Below are 18224 nucleotides of genomic sequence, written 5' to 3'. Positions count from 1 at the left end.
TTGAATCGAGTGGAGAGTTCCCGTGATCTACAGTAGTTCCTGACCACTTCATCGTTTTTTCATAAGCAAAGAGTGCTCCTGCAGCCGTAATGGCCGGGAGCACTCTTTTTTGTGGAACGGGAAGTCTTAGCTCCTTTTTAGTTAGACACGTCATCCGAAAGGGCAGGTGCAGCACTCACCGAATCACGATAAATGATATTGCCCTTCACGTGTACGCGGCCGAAGCTGCGACTCGGGTTATCAATCTTTTTGAGCATGGAATGAACCGCAGTACGCGCCATCTGTTCCACATCGACCTCAACCGTAGTTAATTTGGGCTCGGAGAGTGTGGCATAGATATCATTATCGAAACCGACCACAGAGCATTGTGCAGGCACCTGAATACCCAGGGAAGTCAGTTTCTGAACGAGCAGATGAGCGACCTGATCGCAGTTGCATACAAAAGCTGTAGGCAGCTGCTCTGGCAAATCGATTTCAATAAACGTACCTCGCTCATCGCGGTCATTAAGCACAAGATTCGGATTCATCGGCAACCGATGCTCCAGCAATGATTTGTAATAACCGAGGAATCGGTCCTGAATGCTGCTTGTAGAATAAAGATTGCCGACATAAGCAATGCGGCGGTGTCCCTGTTGAACCAGAACGTTTGTCAGCTCGTAAGCAGCGTAAAAGTTATCGGTAACGACAGAGTCGATATCAGAATGCTCGTCGTAGAAATCGAGAAACATTTTGGGAACGTCCATCGACTGGACTAGCTCGATATATTCTTTGCTGACTTGTCCAAGCACAATGAAACCATCCACTTTGTTGTCACTATAGAGCTTCGGCAGGATTAATTCCTCTTCATCCTGAACATTCAGAATATGCAGAATACCGTAGTACCCCTGATCCTCCAGATGTTTGGTGATGCGCTGGAATACACGTACATAGAACGATTGTGTAGGTCCGGTAAAACGCTCCGGGATAATAACACCAATATTATGAGTCAGGCCTTCCTTCATCGAACGGGCTGCGGCGTTATACCGATAGCCCATCTGAACGGCAAGCACTTTAATTTTTTCCTTCAATTCGCCACTGACGCCATCTTTGTCATTTAATGCTTTCGAGACCGTCACACTGCTAACTCCGAGCTTGTCGGCGATATCCCGCATGGTGATATTGTTCTTCAGCTTTGGTCGCCCCCTTCAAGCCGGTTTACGTACAATGTGCTGTCATTATGGTTAGCGCTTCCTTCAAACATAATAACAATCCATATTAGTATACATCGTTACCCACATGGAATAAAGAAATTCTGATTGGTTCTGCGCTATTTTTTCAGCATGCTGCATTTCCGTTGAAGGCTGTTGTTCGAATTTAAGCCAATTGCTTTTGTAAAAGCTTCTCATTCCGCTCAATCAGGTCACCACGCTGGCTGGCGCAATCCAGGGAACGATACGGATCAGCCGGAGTATTGAAAGTGTAATCGACCAGTTTATCCAGCGTCGTTGTGGCCACATGACAACGGGTATCGCTGGATGCGTAATAAATGAAAACCTCACCCTGTTCGTTGACCACTGCACCGTTGCAGAAAATAACATTGGACACATCGCCTACGCGCTCGTCGTCATAAGGAGCAATGAAATGCCCGCCCGGCTTGGCGATGATGCGTGCCGGATCATTCAGATCCGTGGCGAACGTGTACAGCACATAGCGAAGGCCCGCTGCCGTGTTGCGAACCCCGTGGGCAATGTGAATCCAGCCGCGATCCGTTTTGAGCGGAGCGGGCCCCTGTCCATTTTTCACTTCGTACACCGTATGGTATTTGCGTTCGTCGATGATTGTCTCTTCATCAATTACCGGATTCAGAATGTCATCGCACAGACCAAAGGCAATCCCACCGCCGCTGCCTGTGGAGATGAATCCGTCTTGTGGACGTGTATAGAACGCATATTTACCCTCTACAAATTCGGGGTGCAATACAACATTGCGCTGTTGAGGGGAGTTGGTCGTGATGTTGGGGAGACGCTCCCAGCTGAGCAGATCTCGTGTCCGAACAAGTCCGGCCTGGGCTACTGCACTGGATGTATCGAATGCCGGAGCTTTCGGGTCTTTGCGCTCCGAGCAGTAGATACCATAAATCCAGCCATCTTCATGCTGAACCAATCGCATATCATACTGGTTGGTTTCGTCGGCATCGATATCTTCCCAGACTAATGGTTTGCCCGTGAAGCGGAATCCGTCGATGCCGTTATCACTCTCAGCCAGAGCAAAGATGGATTTGCGGTCCAATCCCTCGGTTCGGATGACCATCACGTATTTGCCATTGAAATAGATGGCACCCGGATTCAGCGTAGCATTAATGCCCAGACGCTCCATGAAGTGGGGGTTCGTCGTTTCATCCAGATCAAATCTCCAGTGCAGCGGTACATGATGGCGTGTAATCACAGGGTAACGGTACCGATTATATACGCCGTTGTAGAAGGTAGGATCGATTTCATTTTGGCGTGTAAGCAGCAGCTCCTGTTGCTCCAGTAATTCATTATATTTTGGGTGTATCATCGTTATCCCATCCTCTCGATTAGTTCAATGCAGAAGCGGCTATTGTGATAGGGGCATTTCCACGGTCCGGCGATTTCGCTTTGATCCGGTGTGCCGCTTCCGTCCACTGACCAGTACCATTCCCCGCCAGCGCGGTGATCAATAATGTGCTCCTTCGTATAGGTCCACAGACGTTCCACTCTCTCCAGAAATAACGGATCACCTGTACGCTCATAGGCGTTGTAGAAGCCCACCATGGCCTCGGCCTGAACCCACCAAATGCGCGTCTCATCTACATGGTCTTCCTCCTGTTCATTCATCAGGGACCCATCCGCCTGTACGGCCACATTGGAGATGTTGTAGGCAATATCCGTAACCATCGCTGCATACTCCGGGTGTTGATCGAGACCCAATACTTTCAATGTTTCGTCAATCAGCCAGCTGGCTTCAATGTCATGTCCGAATGAGCGCAGATCGATGATGGAATTCCAATCCTTGTTAAAAAATACCCCAAGAAACTTCGTGTCCTTGTCATACACCCGTTCATATAAGATGCCGAGCAGGCGTTCCAGCGCCGTCTTCACTTGCTGATCTGGCCACACTCGGTAGAGCGTGGTGTAGGCCTCCAGCACGTGAATATGCGTATTCATCGTGTAATCCGCAATCACGCCATTCTCGCTCAGCATTTCATTGGGTTGTTCATTCCAGAAGCGGTCAAATTGCTCCTTGTATGCAGGTAATTCTGCATTCAGGCCTTGATCCTCAATGAGGGCAAAAAGCATTTTCGCCAGTTCCAGTGCTGATGCATCCCCGGTGGCGCGATAATACTCACTGAGTGAATATACGCCAAAGGATTGTGTGTACACATGTTTACTCGTGTCCAGCGGTTCTCCTTTGGCATCCACCATCCAGTACAAGCCCCCATGCTTGGTATCCAGTACATGGTCCACAAGAAATTGGTACGCGTGATCAGCGTGATCGCGCCAGATGTTATTGCCGGTCACCCGGTATGCTGCAGCAAAGGACCATAGTTGCCGTGCTGTGGCGATGCCGCCTTTGGGTGCGAGACGATCCACTTGCAGATTATTGCCGACCCAGCCATAGAAGCCGCCGTTGTCATGATCCTTGAGGGCAGACCAGAACGGTAAAATACGCTCTTCCCAGTGTTCCTTTATTTCAGTTTTGATGTCATTGGTGTGAATCATAAGTGAGCGCTCCTTCAAAGTACAGGATTCAAACATAATTAAGTTAACGGTAACTTTACTAAATAATATTAGTGTCGGATAAAAGTGTTGTCAACGAGTCGTTGAATAAAACTTTTTGTTAAGTTACAAATAATTTAATTGACAGGTAAGCGTTACCATAATAAAATTCATTTTGTAACCTTAACGATAACTTTAATTAACTTAGAAAAGGGGTCGAATCAATTGAGAAAAAACAAAGGCTGGACGCTTCTGCTCACCATGCTGCTCATCAGTTCTCTGCTCGCAGCTTGCTCTTCCGGAGGTGGGTCCTCACAGGCAGGAGAGGAAATCAGCACAGATCCTGCGGATATCAAGGGTGAAATTACCGTCCTTACGCAGCGTACAGATATTGTGGATACCGTATTTAAAGATTACGCCGCCGAGTTTAACAAGGAATACCCGGATGTCAAAGTGAACTTCCAGGCACTGGCCGATTATGAGGGACAAGTCAAGATTCGTATGAGCACCAAAGATTATGGCGATGTTCTGATGATCCCGACCAGCGTTCCAATTGCGGACATACCCGACTTTTTCGAACCGCTGGGCACATACGATGAGTTGAAAGAGAAGTACACAGGAATTGAAGAGCGCATGGTGGAAGGCCAAGTATATGGTATCCCTACAGTCATCACGTTCTCTGGAATTATCTACAACAAACAGGTCTTTAAGGACGCTGGCATTACCGAAGTGCCCAAAACGCCTGAGCAATTCCAGGCTGCGCTTCAGCTGGTCAAAGACAATACGGATGCGGTGCCATTGTACACCAACTATGCCTCCGGCTGGGCTTTGACACAATGGGAAGCCGATCTGCCAACGGTTGCAGGCAGTGTCGACTACGTTAACATTGACCAACCGAATACGGATGAAAACTTTGTGGCTGGCAAGCCGCACTACGAACTGTACAAAGTGCTTTACGACGCAGCCAAGAATGGCCTTATCGAGAAAGATCCAACGACAACCGACTGGGAAAGCTCCAAGGCTGATCTGGCCAACGGCAAAATTGCTACGATGGCGCTCGGATCATGGGCGATTACGCAAATTCAAGGTTTGACGGATACACCGGATAACATCGGATTCTTGCCATTCCCTACGAATGCAAGCGATGTAGTCGTTCCGCTTGCTGCAGACTATAACATCGGCATGAACGTGAACAGTGAGAACAAACCTGCTGCAAAAGCCTGGATTGACTGGTTCCTTGCGAAATCGAATTATGCGGTTGAGCAAGGCGGAGGCATGAGCGCAGACAAAAATGCGGAATTGCCACCGATTTTGGATCAATACAAAGACGTAACATTCTCCACACTGACTCCTGCTAAAGAAGGACAGGAAGGTCTGGTTGACAAAATCGACAACGAAGGCGAGATTGGCCTCTGGCAGCCTGACTTCAAGAAACGCATTATCGAAGCTGCCATCGGTAACCGTAGCGAATCGTATGATGACATCATGAAAGACCTGAATGACAAATGGGTGAAAGCGCGGGCGGAACTCGCGAAATAAGCAAATTGCGGCGGATGGGTCGGCCGATGGCACGATATGTGGCCGACCACTGCTGACATGCTGCGAAGGACCGCTCACTGGACGGGAGTTCTTCTTTTGATATAAAGCGGTAGAACCGCTTGGAGGTGTGGAGAGCATGAAATACTTGAAGATTTCAAATTGGGGTTACTCAGCGCAACGCATATTTATCATCTGTGCCTTCTCAATCATTCCACTGGCACTGCTGTTCACGTTTGCTTATTTACCTGTCATTAACATGTTCAAATACAGCTTCACCGATTGGAACGGATATAGCAAAAGATTCGATTATGTTGGGTTTGAGAACTACACCCGGATATTTAGTGACCCTGAGTATTTTAAAGTGTTTATTGTCAGCTTGTATTATTTTGTTGCCACTTTCGTACAAATGGGCCTGGCCCTCTACTTTGCCACGATTCTGAGCTTCAAAATCCGGGGCAAAAACTTTTTCAAAGGCATATTGTTCTTCCCTTATCTGTTGAATGGTGTAGCCATCGGATTTATCTTCCTCTTTTTCTTCAAACCGGACGGTACCCTCGATACACTCATGCAGGCCGTGGGGCTTGGACAATACACCCAGCTCTGGCTTGGGAATCCGAACATTATTAACGTGTCGCTCGCAGGCGCATCGGTATGGAGATACATGGGCTTTAACTTCATCATCTTCCTGGGTGCGATCTCTTCCATTCAAAAGGATGTTTATGAAGCGTCGGATATTGACGGGGCCAATCGCTGGCAGCAGTTCCGCCATATCATCCTGCCGAGCATTACGCGCATTCTGCAGCTCAACCTGATTTTGGCGATTAGCGGCGCAATCAGTGCGTTCGATATTCCATATATTATGACCGATGGTTCCAACGGCAGTGAGACGTTTGTGATCCAGACTGTTCACCTCGCATTTAAGTACGGCAAGCTGGGCTTGGCGTCAGCGATGGCTGTTGTGCTGCTGTTTATTGTCATTCTTGTTACGCTGGTTCAGCGTGTCACCATGAAAGGGGAGGAATGAACGTGCACCAATTCAAATACACCCTTGCGAGCATATTTAAATATGCTTCACTCATTCTCGCCGCGTTCATTGCGCTGGTTCCCATCGTTGTGGTGCTGTTTGCATCGCTCAAAACCAATGCCGAATATGCGACCAGCAGTCCGCTTGCCCCACCAGCCAACTGGCTAAACTTTGCGAATTATACCAAGGCTTTTGTGGACGGCAACATGCTGGTCGGTTTCAAAAATACGATTATCATCCTGATCATCTCCATCGTGGGTGCCACTTTAACGGGTTCCATGATCGCGTATGTGCTGGATCGGTTCAAATTCAAAGGCAAGAAAATCATGGTCGCCGCGTTTCTGCTCGCTACCCTCATTCCAAGTGTGACTACACAGGTCGCCACATTCCAGATCATCAACGCGCTCGACCTGTTCAATACAAGATGGGCAGCCATCGTCATGTACCTTGGTACAGATATCATCGCGGTGTATATTTTCCTGCAATTCCTGGGTTCTATCTCCAATGCATTGGATGAGTCCGCCATGCTGGACGGCGCCTCCTATTTCACGATTTATTGGAGAATTATTCTGCCACTGCTGAAACCGGCGATTGTCACGGTCATTATCGTAAAGGGTGTCAACATCTACAACGACTTCTACACGCCATTCCTGTACATGCCCAAGACAGACTTGCAGGTTATATCCACGGCCTTGTTCAAATTCAAGGGACCGTTTGGATCACAGTGGGAGGTCATCAGCGCGGGTATTATGATCGCCATCATTCCAACGATGATTATCTTCCTGCTGCTACAGAAGTACATTTACAACGGCTTCGCACAAGGCTCCGTTAAATAAAAAATGAAGGGAGAAATGAAACGATGACAGTTGTTGATACGAAAAACGTACACATTGTTGGGAATGCATTGCCGAATATGCCTTGGGAGGATAAACCGGAGGGAACAGAAGGACCGGTATGGAGACACTCAGCCAATCCGATTGTGCCGCGTAACCCGGTTAAGGGAGTTGCCCGTATTTTCAACAGTGCAGTGATTCCTTATGAAGGAAAATTCATCGGAGTATTCCGCGCAGAAACAATTAATGGACGTCCGCACCTACACATGGGATCCAGTGAGGATGGCCTGGAATGGAATATTGAAGAGGGACGCATTGCCTTCGTGGATGAGAACGGCGATCCCTTCATGCCGAACTATGCATATGACCCGCGTCTGGTGAAGGTAGAAGATACGTATTACATCATTTGGTGTACCGATTTCTATGGTGCAGCGCTGGGCTTGGCGAAGACGGATGATTTCAAAACATTTGTGCGTTCTCGAAAATCCGATGCTGCCGTTCAACCGCAATGGCGTGTTGTTTCCACGCAAAATCAATGACAACTATGTAATGTTGTCCAGACCAAGCGACAGCGGACATACGCCGTTCGGGGATATTTTTCTAAGTGAAAGTCCGGATCTTGTTTACTGGGGCAAGCACCGTCATGTCATGAGCAAAGGCGGTCAGGGCTGGTGGCAATCGGTCAAAATTGGTGGCGGTCCAGCACCGATCGAAACGTCCGAAGGCTGGCTAATGTTTTACCACGGTGTAACAGGAACGTGCAATGGTTTTGTTTACAGCATGGGTGCGGTCATTCTGGATCTGGAGGAGCCGTCGAAAGTGAAATATCGCTCCTCGAACTTTGTGCTGACACCGGAAAAATGGTATGAGGAGCAAGGTTTTGTGGACAATGTCATCTTCCCGTGCGCCACATTGCATGATGCAGAGACAGGACGAATCGCCATTTACTATGGCGCAGCCGACACATACGTTGGAGTGGCTTATACAACCGTTGAAGAGATCGTGAACTACGTCATTGAGACCGACGAAGTCATTGCCGGAGATCGTGAGGAAGGCAAGTTGTAATTGAAATTTTTATAGATGGAAGGGGCTTTACAGCGCAATGCATATGGAATACATCAAGGGATTTACATTTGGCTGGATGAGTGGCAGGGGGGACTTCCGCAAGCCGGAAGCGAAAGAATCCTTGCGTCTGATGGCTGAACGCACAGGCAGTTCGCATGTTATTTTTGCACTGGCGGCGCAGCAAGATCATCCGCAGGCTGTAGAGGTCAAATATGAGGGTAAACATATGGTGGAGGACGATGAATTGGTGGATATGATGCGTTACGCCCGTACACTCGGACTGCAGGTCATTCTGAAACCAACCGTCAATTGCACCGATGGCACATGGCGTGCACACATTAACTTCTTTGATATCGATGTGCCGTGTGAACCAAAATGGCATGACTGGTTCCGCAGTTATACCGCGTATCAGAAGCACTATGCAGCCATTGCAGAGCGTGAGAAATGCGAGATGTTTATTGTAGGCTGTGAGATGGTGCAGTCCGAGCGCCGGGATCAGGAATGGCGCGAGGTGATCGCTGGTGTGCGTGAAGTGTATTCTGGGCTTATATCCTATAACACGGATAAGTACCAGGAAGGCCATGTGAAATGGTGGGATGCAGTGGACGTCATCTCGTCGAGCGGGTACTATCCCATCGGAGACTGGGAAGCGCAGCTGGATCGTATTGAGCAGATCATTGCACCCTATGGCAAACCTTTTTTCTTCGCAGAAGCGGGCTGCCCGAGCCGCAGTGGATCGGCGCAGGTACCGAACGACTGGGGGTTAGAAGGTGCGGTCAGCGCGGAGGAACAGGAGCAGTTCTATGAAGCCATGTTCCGTCATGCAAGTAAGCGGGAGTGGGTACGCGGCTTTGGTCTGTGGGACTGGAGCGCGCATCTGAATCAGGAGCAGGATGCCCTGAACGATGATGGATACGGAGTTTACGGTAAACCGGCTGAGAGGGTCATTCGCCGGTTCTATGAAGGCATTGCGGTAGAGGTTTAAAAGGCAAGTCAGGAGACGCATATGATGATGAATCTGGAGATATTCTCATATGCGTCTCTTCTGTTTATGCATTTATAGCAGATTGGAGTGAGAAGCATGGGCGATATGCCTTTGGAACAGTTAAAAGAATACTACGGAAGCAGCCCGAAACCGGATGATTTCGATGCTTATTGGGAGCGTGCTCTTGCAGAGCTGAATGCGCAGTCGCTTGAGTATGAACTGGTGCCTGCGGAATACAAGTCACCGCTGGCGGAATGTTTTCACCTGTACTTCACAGGTGTAGGGGGTGCGCGTGTACATGGCAAGCTGGTGCGCCCCGTAACACAATCTGCGGATGGCCGGGGTCCGGCGATGGCGATGTTTCACGGTTATTCGTGTGATAGCGGTGACTGGTTTGACAAGATCGCCTATGCTGCACACGGTATCACGGTACTGGCACTGGACTGCCGGGGACAGGGCGGGCTATCCGAGGATAACCTGCATATACAGGGGACGACCATTCGAGGACATATGATTCGGGGAATCGATGATCCCGACCCCGACAAGCTTTATTTTCGCAATGTGTTCCTTGATACCGTACAGACCGTTCGCATCCTGATGTCGATGCCGCAGGTTGATGCAGGCAGAAGTTGGTGCTGCAAATGAAAGCAAGTGGAGTTGCATTTGAGGCATATCCTTCGCTTACGGGAACTGAAGTGGGATGGGTCGAGATTCCGTTTAGCGAGTTCAAGCCTGCACCATGGGATACCGCCAATGCTGGTGCTACGCTCAATGCGGACAAAGCGAAGAACATTCAGGAGTTCTCCATTTATATCAATGAGGCTGAAGAAAACAAGCCTGTGTCGGGCACGTTGTACTTGGATGATATTCGGGCTGTGACAAAGGAATAAGTGGCAAACGAGGATTGTGTAAAAATCCATTAATAAGTAAGAAATTTTGATCAAGGAAAAGATACCCTCCTTCAACAAGTGGGTATCTTATTTAGCTTTTAAGAAAGGTGTTTCCGAAACTAAAAGTAATTCTATCGAATTTTGTTGACAAAAGGAGGGCTCCTGCCTATTCTTAATGAATGAATATGAGAATCATTATCATAAAATAGAGAAAAGGGGTTCTACATCCATGTTTGTACAACATCGAAAATCCGCTGCCCTAATGCTCGCAACAACGCTATTGTTGCTATTGGTTATCGTGGGCTGCAGCAATACAGGGAACGGGACGGAATCCTCATCTGCTGCCACGGATCAAACGTCTTCCGCGAAGTCGATTACGATGTCATGGCCACGTGATATTGGTACGATGAATCCGCATACGTATAATCCTTCGCAACTGTTTGCCCAATCCATGCTCTATGAGCCGCTGATTAGCTACCAGAAAGACGGAAAACTGGAGCCTGCTCTGGCTGAATCATGGACGATCTCCGAGGACGGCAAAGTATATACATTCAAGCTTCGCCAAGGTGTGAAATTCTCAGATGGTACGCCCTTTAATGCTGAGATTGTGAAAAAGAATTTTGATGCTGTTATGAAAAATAAAGATACACATAGCTGGCTGGGCATTGTAGGTGTGCTCGACAAGACGGAGGTTGTGGACGACCATACCTTCCGGTTGACACTCACAGAGCCGTATTATCCGGTTCTTCAGGACTTGTCTGTTGTCCGTCCTTTCCGCTTTCTGGGTGAAGCTGGATTCCCGGATGACGGAGATACATCCAAAGGTATCAAGGAGCCGGTTGGAACTGGCCCGTGGATGCTGGCTGAATACAAGCAGGACGAATATGCGGTCTTCAAGCGCAATCCCAACTACTGGGGAACAGCACCGAAGGTGGATCAGATTACGGTCAAAATCATTCCTGACGGTGAAACCCGTGTAATGGCTTTTGAAAAAGGAGATCTCGACCTGATATACGGTGAAGGTGTCATCAGTCTGGATGCTTTCCAACAGCTTCGTGACAACGATGAGTATGTGACCCAATTGTCTGATCCGGTGGGCACTCGCAGTCTGCTGCTGAACTCTTCCAATCCAAAGCTGTCCGATGTCAGAGTACGGATGGCGCTACAGCAAGGATTTAACAAAAAGGCGATGGTTGAAGGCGTCACTTCAGGTTTGGAAGAACCAGCCGATACGGTATTGTCCAAAAACTATCCGTACACCAATGTAGACTTGGAACCGATCACGTATGACGTGGAGAAATCCAAAGCATTGCTGGATGAAGCGGGCTGGAAGCTGCCTGCAGGCGGCACAGTTCGTGAGAAGGACGGTCAGCAGCTTGATTTTGAGATGATTTTTGACAAAACGGATCCGATTCAAAAAGCCATGGCTGAGACCATTCAGGCGGAATGGAGCGAGCTTGGGGTTAAAGTAAACCTCACTGGACTGGAACTTACGGTTCAGATCAAACGCTTGAAAGCCAATGATTTCGATCTGTATTTCTGGTACAACTATGGTGCTCCGTATGATCCACATTCCTTCATTAACGTTGTGGCGAGCCCTGGATTCGGGATTTCCGAGACCTTGAGTGCCTTGCCGATGAAAAAGGAACTGGATGCGCAGGTGCATGCAGCACTGTCATCCACAGACGAGACGAAACGCCAGGAGCTGTACGGCTCCATCCTGAGAACACTTCAGGAGCAATCGGCGATCGTACCGATCTCTTATATAAAGAAAACGGCTGTATACCAGAAGAAAATTTCCAACTTTATTTTCCCGGCGAACCGCGATGAAAATCCGTTTGTAGGAATTGAATTGGGCAATCAATAAGTAGTCATTTCGAGAGTGGTAAGGTCTTGTAGCTTGATAAAAGGGAGGAACGTTTGGTGATCAGTTATATCGGTAAACGAATGATCGCGATCATTCCTATCGTTTTTATCGCTACACTCGTTACCTTTGCGCTTATTCATATCTCACCGGTTGATCCGGCCGAGGCCTATTTAACAGCCGCTCACATCTATCCGACGCCGGAGTTACTGGAGCAAAAGCGGCATGAATTCGGTCTAGATCAGCCCTTGTTTACCCAATATGTCCATACGATTCAGAAGATTGCCCGGTTGGATTTCGGCACATCCTATCTCACTAACAAACCCGTATGGGATGAGGTGAAATCAAGACTTCCAGCTACGGCCGAATTGGCCCTATGGAGCATGCTGTTTTCTGCATTGGTGAGTATTCCCTTGGGGATACTGGCAGCGGTGTACAAAAATAGCTGGATTGACATGGTAAGCCGGGCGATTTCCTATTTTGGAGCGTCTATCCCGCAATTCTGGCTCGGTTATCTGCTCATCTTCTTTTTCTCGGTTAAGCTGGACTGGCTGCCTGTGGAGGGACGTGGATCTTGGGAGAACCTGGTGCTACCTACGGTGACCCTTTCGTTGGTTCTCATTGCCGTGTATACCCGGTTGTTGCGTTCCAGCGTGCTGGACCAATTACAGGAGACGTATGTACAGTACGCCAGAACACGTGGAATTCGAGAGCGGGTTATTATGCTGAAGCATGTGCTGAAAATCGCCATATCGCCCCTCATTACCGGGATGGGGATGAATATGGGCAAGCTGCTTACAGGAACCATTATTGTGGAGCAGGTGTTTTCCTGGCCCGGATTTGGACGTTATTTTGTAGATGCGATATTTAATCGGGATATTCCCGTTATACAATGTTATGTCTTTCTTGCGGCATGCCTGTTCATCGTATGCAATTTGCTCGTTGATCTGGTGCAGTTGTATATGGACCCACGGATTTCAGCGAAAGGACGGGCAGAGCATTGATAAACAAATGGCGTGCAGTATTCAGAGGGCAAAGAGCCATCATGATTTGCTCGGTGGTCGTGTTATTTTTCTTCGCGATAGCGTTCCTGGCCCCGTGGATTGCTCCCCATGACCCTGTCAAGGTGAATCTGCTGCAAAAGCTGGAGAGTCCATCACTTGATCATTGGCTGGGAACGGACCATCTTGGCCGTGATAATCTATCCAGGCTGATCTATGGAGCAAGGGTTTCGCTTGGCTTTGCTGCACTTATTTTCCTGTCGTCTCTACTCATTGGGGTCGTTGTAGGTTCGATCTCCGGTTATCTTGGTGGCTGGGCAGACAGTCTGCTCATGCGATTCTGTGAAGGCATTATGGCATTTCCGAATCTGGTGTTGGTGCTTGGCATTGTAGGCATTTTTGGCCCGGGTCTAATGCAGGTTCTGCTGGCACTTATGATGGTACAGTGGGTGTATTATGCACGAATCTGCCGGAATATGGTCGTTAGTCTCAAGGAGCGTAACTTCATAGCAGCGGCACGCATTAGCGGGTCATCTTCCTGGACGATCATTCGCAAACATATCATCCCCAACGTGCAGCGTCCTATTGTCGTGATGGGTACACTGGAGATGGGGTGGGCGATAATGGATATATCGGCACTGTCCTTTCTGGGTCTGGGTATTCAACCACCCAATGCCGAATGGGGCGCAATGATCCATGAAGGAACAGGGTACATTCGCAGTCATCCGGAGTTGATGATCTATCCGGGCGTACTGATTCTGCTGGTGGTGATTACGTTCAACATCTTGGGAGAGGCATTATCCGAGCGGTATGGCATTGCGAAACGGTAGTTGGACGGATGGGAATGCATACGGGGGTGAACGGAACGATGGTTGACACAGCCAAGGTGTTGGAAGTTCAGGGTTTGCAAGTGAAGCTTAGAACGGCGGATGGTTCAGTTCCGTTGCTGGAGCCCATTGATTTTGAGCTGAAAAAAGGGCGTGTATTCGGTCTTGTCGGCGAGAGTGGCAGCGGCAAGACGATCACGTGTAACGCGTTGCTCCATATGCTTGACCCGCGCAGGATGGAAGTGTCCGGTAGCGTCCGCCTGAGTGGACGGGAGCTTGGCTCGCTGTCAGCCGAGGAGATGCGGTGCATCCGGGGCAAGGATATCGGATTCATCATGCAAAATCCGATGAATGCTTTTACACCTGTGTATACGATAGGCTCTCAATTCATTGAAACCCTGCGTACACACACAGGACTGTCGAAAGGACAAGCCAGGGAACAGGCGATTGCTGCTCTTGCAGACATGAACCTGCCTGAACCCGCCAAGCTGATGAAGCGTTATCCTTTCCAACTGAGCGGAGGCATGCTGCAACGAGTAATGATTGCCATCTCCATGTGTCTACGACCTGCCTTGGTCATTGCCGATGAGCCAACCACGGCCCTTGATGTGGTAAACCAGCTTAAGGTGCTTCAAGAGCTGGATCGGCTTCGCACGGAATATGGTACATCTATTTTGCTAATCTCCCACGATCTGGGTGTCATTTCGCAAATGGCGGATGAAGTTGCGGTCATGCAGAAGGGGCGAATTGTGGAACAGGCGGATATACACCAATTGTTCGATCAGCCACAGCATGAGTATACACGGATGTTGCTGGGTGCCCGGCCCAGAATGTCTCTGGGACGATGATAATTTGTTTTGAGATGGACTGAAGATAAAGCGGGCGGTGTGTGATTTCGTCATTACACGAGGTTGCTTCTGCCAAGTACAAGAGAGGATGGTGACCTGTGCTTCAGGTACGTGAAGTAAGCCATAGCTATGGCAAACGCAGCTGGCTGGAACGTTCGGGGGCACGTCCTCCTGTGCTGTCAGATATTTCGCTTACGATTGAAAAGGGTTTCTGCCTGGGGTTGCTCGGTACAAGCGGCGCAGGTAAAAGCACGTTGGGCAAAGTTATACTGGGGCTGGAGAAGCCTTGTCAGGGTCAGGTTTTGTTTCAGGGTCAGGATATTTACAAAGCCAGCAAACAGGCCCTTAAGGGATTAAGACGCGACCTGCAGGTGGTGTTCCAGGACTGTTACTCTGCTGTGAATCCGCTGATGACTGCCGCACAGATCATTGGGGAGCCGCTGGATAATTACGAGCGATTGTCGGCGAAGGAACAACGACGCGTAATTGGACAACTGCTTGAACAGGTTGGACTTAAGCCTGAGGATGGCAGCAAGCTCCCACATCAGTTCAGCGGGGGACAGCTACAGCGAATCAACATCGCGAGAGCTATTTCACTCAAGCCAAAGTTAATTGTGCTGGACGAGTCGGTCAGTAGTCTGGATATGGTGCATCAGACTCAAATTTTATCCTTGCTGGCGGAGTTAAGAGCGTCTTATGGGCTGTCCTACTTGTTTATTACACATGACATTCGGGCAGCTATGACGATCTGCGACAGTATTGCCGTGATGGATCAGGGAAGGCTGGTCTATTGCGGGGATGAAAAGGAGTCGATTTTACAGTCAGAACATCCGGCTGTGCAGCAGTTGGTTTCATCCATCTTGCCCGAGCATCCATCGAGTCGTATACCATTTGACTAACCGTTGTTTAAAGTGGTAGATGGCAATTGATAAATGTCATTTTGTTGGTTAGCGTGGAATGCAAAGTTTAACGAACCTCAGTGAAGTTATTCCGGTACAAACCTGCGAAAGGACATGCAGATCGAGGAAATAACGCCTCTACGATTCGTTAAACCATAATTAACGCTAAATAGGGGCGTCCCGTCATGAGCATGACGTATGGGACATTCCCTTTTTTGTGTCCAGACAGACATAGGCGATTCCTAAAATAATTTATAATAAGTTATGGTTTAAGCCATCTTCCGCCCAAGCTGCTCGATCTTCTCCAGCCACTGCTTCCGTTGCGCCTCGGACTGCTTGCCCACCAGATCTACAGTTGTTATGCGCACAGGTTTGATGCCTGTGAGTCCAAACGTGGAGATTTTCATCATTTTGTGTGCAGGTTCACCTTGGAACCATTTGTAGTACCAGCTCGGACCGTCCATGGTGGTGATCATGCGTGCGGTGCGACCTTTGAGCAGTTGATCCGGGAAAGGTTTTCCTTTTTGATACTTGAAGGCATAGCCTGGCATGAAGATCCGGTCAATGAAGCCCTTTAACAGGGCAGGGGGTCCTCCCCACCAAATTGGAAACACCCATACGAGATGTTCTGCCCATTTAATTGCCTCTTGAGCTTCCAACAAGTCAGGTTCAAGTGGAAGTTTATTGCGGTATCCACCGGCTAAATTCATGTTGAAATCCAACTCATTGAGGGTGATCATGCGAACCTCGGCACCTGCTTGCACAGCACCTTTACGATAAGCTTCGGCGATTGCGCCATTGTAACTTGGGGAGACGGGATTACCTTGGATAATTAATATGTTTTTCATGAAAACGACACGTCCTGACTTTTTTAGTTAATGAACACTAACCTCATGTGCAAAAAGAAAAGGTCACGAATGACCTGGTAAACACTCAGGAATTTCCTGAAAGCTGGCCCAGCATGGCCGCAAGGCGATGAACGGTTTCCCCGGTATACGGTACAAGCAGCTCCGGCAGTTCACCTTGCATACTGGAGACAGCCATGCGCGTAATGGCACCAATGACCAGAACAGCCGTGAGCCGTGAATCCTGATCCGGCAGTTCACCCCGCATAATTCCCTGATCGATCAGGTCAATCAACGCATCCAGCGGCTGGCGATAATCTTCACTGCTTCCGACTTCAATAAATATTTCATGATTTTGTGAAATCAGCAGCAGTCCGTAGGGATCTTCATCGTGCAGGTGGAGAACCTCGGTAATTAGTTGTCGGAAACGTTCCAGCACCGGACCATCCTGATGAACATATCCGTCAATCAAGGCGGTATAGTCCGCGCAGTATTGGGTGAAGGCCTCAAGAGCAACGGCATCTTTGTTTTTAAAATGTTTGTAGATCGCCGCATCCGTTACTCCAGCGGCGTCACCGATCTCTTTGACGGAAATGCCGTCAACGCCTTTGGTTGCAAACAAGCGCATCGCCGCTTGTAGGATGTCTTTCTTTTTGCTGTCTACATGAGGTTTGTTCTTCATGATTGTATAGTAAGTGATTACTAACTAAATTGCAACTGGCATTTCTAAATCTCTTATTTAACGCTACGACAAGTGCTTTCGCTCAAAGCTTGCAGGCTTGTGAACGGCAACGTATGATGGATAGAAATAATAATCGGATAGACGGGCATGGAGGATGGACCGAAGAAGAGCTGCAGAGGCAAACATCAGCGGCGCCAGCTCCAGGTCTGGGGAACGAAATGGATGGTGATTGGCGTGAATGAAAACGTGCAGGCGTATCGCTGGGTGACTCCCGAAGGGACGTTGAATGAACAATATATAACAAGCCGGGAACGGCTCTACAAAGGGATGAATGGTAAGTGCGTGGAGCGTTTCACTGTTCATACCGGGGAAAGTTATATTTTCAAACCGCTGACCAATCCTGCACAATATGGGCGAGAGCAATGGATGTCCAAGCATGTGCTATCTGTATTGCCCCCTATATATCCAGCACTAATTGCTGCATCAGACCGTGAGATTGACGCGGAACAGAGCTGGATCATCTATGAGGATCTGGGCGAACTGGTGCATGATTCGCGGGAAGAGACGATGCTGGCTGCTGCTGTACATATGGCGGAGTGGCACACGTTATCTGTTGCTGATTGGAATGAATTGCCCCGGGTGGGTCAGAAACCACCAATCCGGGACATGCTGGATGATCTGCTTGGGCAAAAGGAATCCACCGCTGATCTGTTGTCCAAGCTGGAGATCACGCTGTTCCCATCGGATTGGCACAACATCGCCGCGCTAATCCATACGGCAGAGGAGGAGTTACCTCGTGTCTTGTGTCACGGTGATCTGCATCCCGGCAACATGGCGGATGTGAATGGCAGGCTGGTGATTATCGATTGGGAGCATGCTCACCTGAATACGGCTCTGTGGGACGTGTATCATCTGGTGGATCTATCGCATCCGCTGTTCCCGAGAACCGTTACGCCTGAGCTGCGGGAGCGGATTATTGATGTTTATCTGGACGGGCTGGAGCGCCATAGCGTTCAGGTTGACCGGGTTTCTTTTAAAAGGTGGTACAGTGCATATGCCATTGTATTCTCGCTCTGGATGCTGCGTCTGATTGATGGGGATCTGAGATGTGCAGACTGTGTATGGCCCGAGGAACAGCTGCGGAACCAGTGGCACGAGACGGCAATGACGCTGGAACAGTGCATGAAACGGATGTTGTAGGGA

16 protein-coding genes and 2 pseudogenes are annotated in these 18224 nt (G+C 48.9%); 13 read left to right on the top strand and 5 right to left on the bottom strand.

Annotated features, from left to right (window positions below):
* Positions 1–137: 137 nt before the first annotated feature.
* The 3 genes from ACFVQB_RS09215 to ACFVQB_RS09205 all read right to left on the bottom strand — a co-directional run bounded on the left by ACFVQB_RS09215 (position 138) and on the right by ACFVQB_RS09205 (position 3722).
* Positions 138–1151 carry a LacI family DNA-binding transcriptional regulator gene (locus ACFVQB_RS09215; RefSeq protein WP_379437351.1) on the bottom strand — a complete coding sequence of 338 codons (1014 nt, stop codon included), beginning with the start codon at positions 1149–1151 and terminating at the stop codon, positions 138–140.
* A 202-nt stretch (positions 1152–1353) separates the two neighbouring features.
* Positions 1354–2538, bottom strand: a complete 1185-nt coding sequence (locus ACFVQB_RS09210; RefSeq protein WP_379437349.1) for a glycoside hydrolase family 130 protein — start codon at positions 2536–2538, stop codon at positions 1354–1356.
* Between the two features lie 2 nt (positions 2539–2540).
* Complete coding sequence (locus ACFVQB_RS09205) at positions 2541–3722, bottom strand: AGE family epimerase/isomerase (RefSeq protein ID WP_379437346.1); 1182 nt, start codon at positions 3720–3722, stop codon at positions 2541–2543.
* 222 nt (positions 3723–3944) lie between these two features.
* Between ACFVQB_RS09205 and ACFVQB_RS09200 the strand changes: the two genes are divergently transcribed.
* The 12 genes and pseudogenes from ACFVQB_RS09200 (at position 3945) to nikE (ending at position 15494) form a co-directional block, all read left to right on the top strand.
* Positions 3945–5258 (top strand): ABC transporter substrate-binding protein, encoded by a 1314-nt coding sequence (locus tag ACFVQB_RS09200; RefSeq protein ID WP_379437344.1) that lies wholly within the window; start codon positions 3945–3947, stop codon positions 5256–5258.
* Positions 5259–5394: 136 nt separating this feature from the next.
* Positions 5395–6282, top strand: coding sequence for a carbohydrate ABC transporter permease (locus tag ACFVQB_RS09195; RefSeq protein ID WP_062323195.1), 888 nt, complete (start codon positions 5395–5397; stop codon positions 6280–6282).
* Entirely contained in the window at positions 6279–7118 is an 840-nt protein-coding gene (locus tag ACFVQB_RS09190) for a carbohydrate ABC transporter permease (RefSeq protein WP_379437339.1), read from the top strand. The genes ACFVQB_RS09195 and ACFVQB_RS09190 overlap by 4 nt, the downstream gene beginning before the upstream one ends.
* A 23-nt stretch (positions 7119–7141) precedes the next feature.
* Positions 7142–8069: pseudogene (locus ACFVQB_RS09185) on the top strand (glycoside hydrolase family 130 protein); the annotation flags it as partial.
* Positions 8070–8223: 154 nt separating this feature from the next.
* Entirely contained in the window at positions 8224–9165 is a 942-nt protein-coding gene (locus ACFVQB_RS09180) for a glycoside hydrolase family 113 (protein WP_379438105.1), read from the top strand.
* 96 nt (positions 9166–9261) lie between these two features.
* Positions 9262–9792 (top strand): annotated as a pseudogene (locus ACFVQB_RS09175) (acetylxylan esterase); the annotation flags it as partial.
* Between the two features lie 14 nt (positions 9793–9806).
* Positions 9807–10055: a hypothetical protein gene (locus ACFVQB_RS09170; RefSeq protein WP_379437336.1), complete on the top strand. Its 249-nt coding sequence runs from the start codon at positions 9807–9809 to the stop codon at positions 10053–10055.
* Positions 10056–10284: 229 nt separating this feature from the next.
* A complete protein-coding gene (gene nikA / locus ACFVQB_RS09165) occupies positions 10285–11922 on the top strand; it encodes a nickel ABC transporter substrate-binding protein (RefSeq protein WP_379437333.1) in 1638 nt (545 codons plus the stop codon).
* A 56-nt stretch (positions 11923–11978) separates the two neighbouring features.
* Entirely contained in the window at positions 11979–12923 is a 945-nt protein-coding gene (gene nikB / locus ACFVQB_RS09160) for a nickel ABC transporter permease subunit NikB (protein ID WP_379437330.1), read from the top strand.
* Positions 12920–13750: a nickel ABC transporter permease subunit NikC gene (nikC, locus tag ACFVQB_RS09155; RefSeq protein ID WP_379437327.1), complete on the top strand. Its 831-nt coding sequence runs from the start codon at positions 12920–12922 to the stop codon at positions 13748–13750. Before nikB ends, nikC begins: the two co-directional genes overlap by 4 nt.
* 38 nt (positions 13751–13788) lie before the next feature.
* On the top strand, positions 13789–14595 hold the full coding sequence (locus tag ACFVQB_RS09150; RefSeq protein ID WP_379438102.1) for an ABC transporter ATP-binding protein: 807 nt from the start codon (positions 13789–13791) through the stop codon (positions 14593–14595).
* 98 nt (positions 14596–14693) lie between these two features.
* Complete coding sequence (gene nikE / locus ACFVQB_RS09145) at positions 14694–15494, top strand: nickel import ATP-binding protein NikE (RefSeq protein ID WP_379437325.1); 801 nt, start codon at positions 14694–14696, stop codon at positions 15492–15494.
* 269 nt (positions 15495–15763) lie between these two features.
* Here the strand turns inward: nikE and ACFVQB_RS09140 are convergent, their stop codons facing one another.
* Both ACFVQB_RS09140 and ACFVQB_RS09135 read right to left on the bottom strand, forming a co-directional pair.
* Complete coding sequence (locus ACFVQB_RS09140) at positions 15764–16342, bottom strand: NAD(P)H-dependent oxidoreductase (protein WP_379437322.1); 579 nt, start codon at positions 16340–16342, stop codon at positions 15764–15766.
* Positions 16343–16427: 85 nt separating this feature from the next.
* On the bottom strand, positions 16428–17021 hold the full coding sequence (locus ACFVQB_RS09135) for a TetR/AcrR family transcriptional regulator (protein ID WP_379437319.1): 594 nt from the start codon (positions 17019–17021) through the stop codon (positions 16428–16430).
* A gap of 147 nt (positions 17022–17168) precedes the next feature.
* Here ACFVQB_RS09135 and ACFVQB_RS09130 point away from each other — a divergent pair, with 147 nt between their 5' ends.
* The gene (locus ACFVQB_RS09130) at positions 17169–18221 is read left to right on the top strand and encodes a phosphotransferase family protein (RefSeq protein ID WP_379437316.1); all 1053 of its coding nucleotides are present in this window, start codon (positions 17169–17171) and stop codon (positions 18219–18221) included.
* Positions 18222–18224 lie beyond the last annotated feature (3 nt).

This window comes from Paenibacillus sp. NPDC057886 (genome assembly GCF_042796655.1).
GTDB lineage: Bacteria > Bacillota > Bacilli > Paenibacillales > Paenibacillaceae > Paenibacillus.
This window is presented reverse-complemented; position numbering and strand designations above follow the sequence as displayed.

What these genes read in the sequence shown, in the direction of transcription:
- ACFVQB_RS09205 (WP_379437346.1), bottom strand. Translation starts at nt 3,722, where the DNA reads ATGATTCACACCAATGACATCAAAACTGAAATAAAGGAACACTGGGAA.
- ACFVQB_RS09210 (WP_379437349.1), bottom strand. Translation starts at nt 2,538, where the DNA reads ATGATACACCCAAAATATAATGAATTACTGGAGCAACAGGAGCTGCTG.
- ACFVQB_RS09195 (WP_062323195.1), top strand. Translation starts at nt 5,395, where the DNA reads ATGAAATACTTGAAGATTTCAAATTGGGGTTACTCAGCGCAACGCATA.
- ACFVQB_RS09215 (WP_379437351.1), bottom strand. Translation starts at nt 1,151, where the DNA reads ATGCGGGATATCGCCGACAAGCTCGGAGTTAGCAGTGTGACGGTCTCG.
- nikA (WP_379437333.1), top strand. Translation starts at nt 10,285, where the DNA reads ATGTTTGTACAACATCGAAAATCCGCTGCCCTAATGCTCGCAACAACG.
- ACFVQB_RS09130 (WP_379437316.1), top strand. Translation starts at nt 17,169, where the DNA reads ATGGAGGATGGACCGAAGAAGAGCTGCAGAGGCAAACATCAGCGGCGC.
- ACFVQB_RS09140 (WP_379437322.1), bottom strand. Translation starts at nt 16,342, where the DNA reads ATGAAAAACATATTAATTATCCAAGGTAATCCCGTCTCCCCAAGTTAC.
- ACFVQB_RS09135 (WP_379437319.1), bottom strand. Translation starts at nt 17,021, where the DNA reads ATGAAGAACAAACCTCATGTAGACAGCAAAAAGAAAGACATCCTACAA.
- ACFVQB_RS09150 (WP_379438102.1), top strand. Translation starts at nt 13,789, where the DNA reads ATGGTTGACACAGCCAAGGTGTTGGAAGTTCAGGGTTTGCAAGTGAAG.
- ACFVQB_RS09170 (WP_379437336.1), top strand. Translation starts at nt 9,807, where the DNA reads ATGAAAGCAAGTGGAGTTGCATTTGAGGCATATCCTTCGCTTACGGGA.
- ACFVQB_RS09180 (WP_379438105.1), top strand. Translation starts at nt 8,224, where the DNA reads ATGGAATACATCAAGGGATTTACATTTGGCTGGATGAGTGGCAGGGGG.
- ACFVQB_RS09190 (WP_379437339.1), top strand. Translation starts at nt 6,279, where the DNA reads ATGAACGTGCACCAATTCAAATACACCCTTGCGAGCATATTTAAATAT.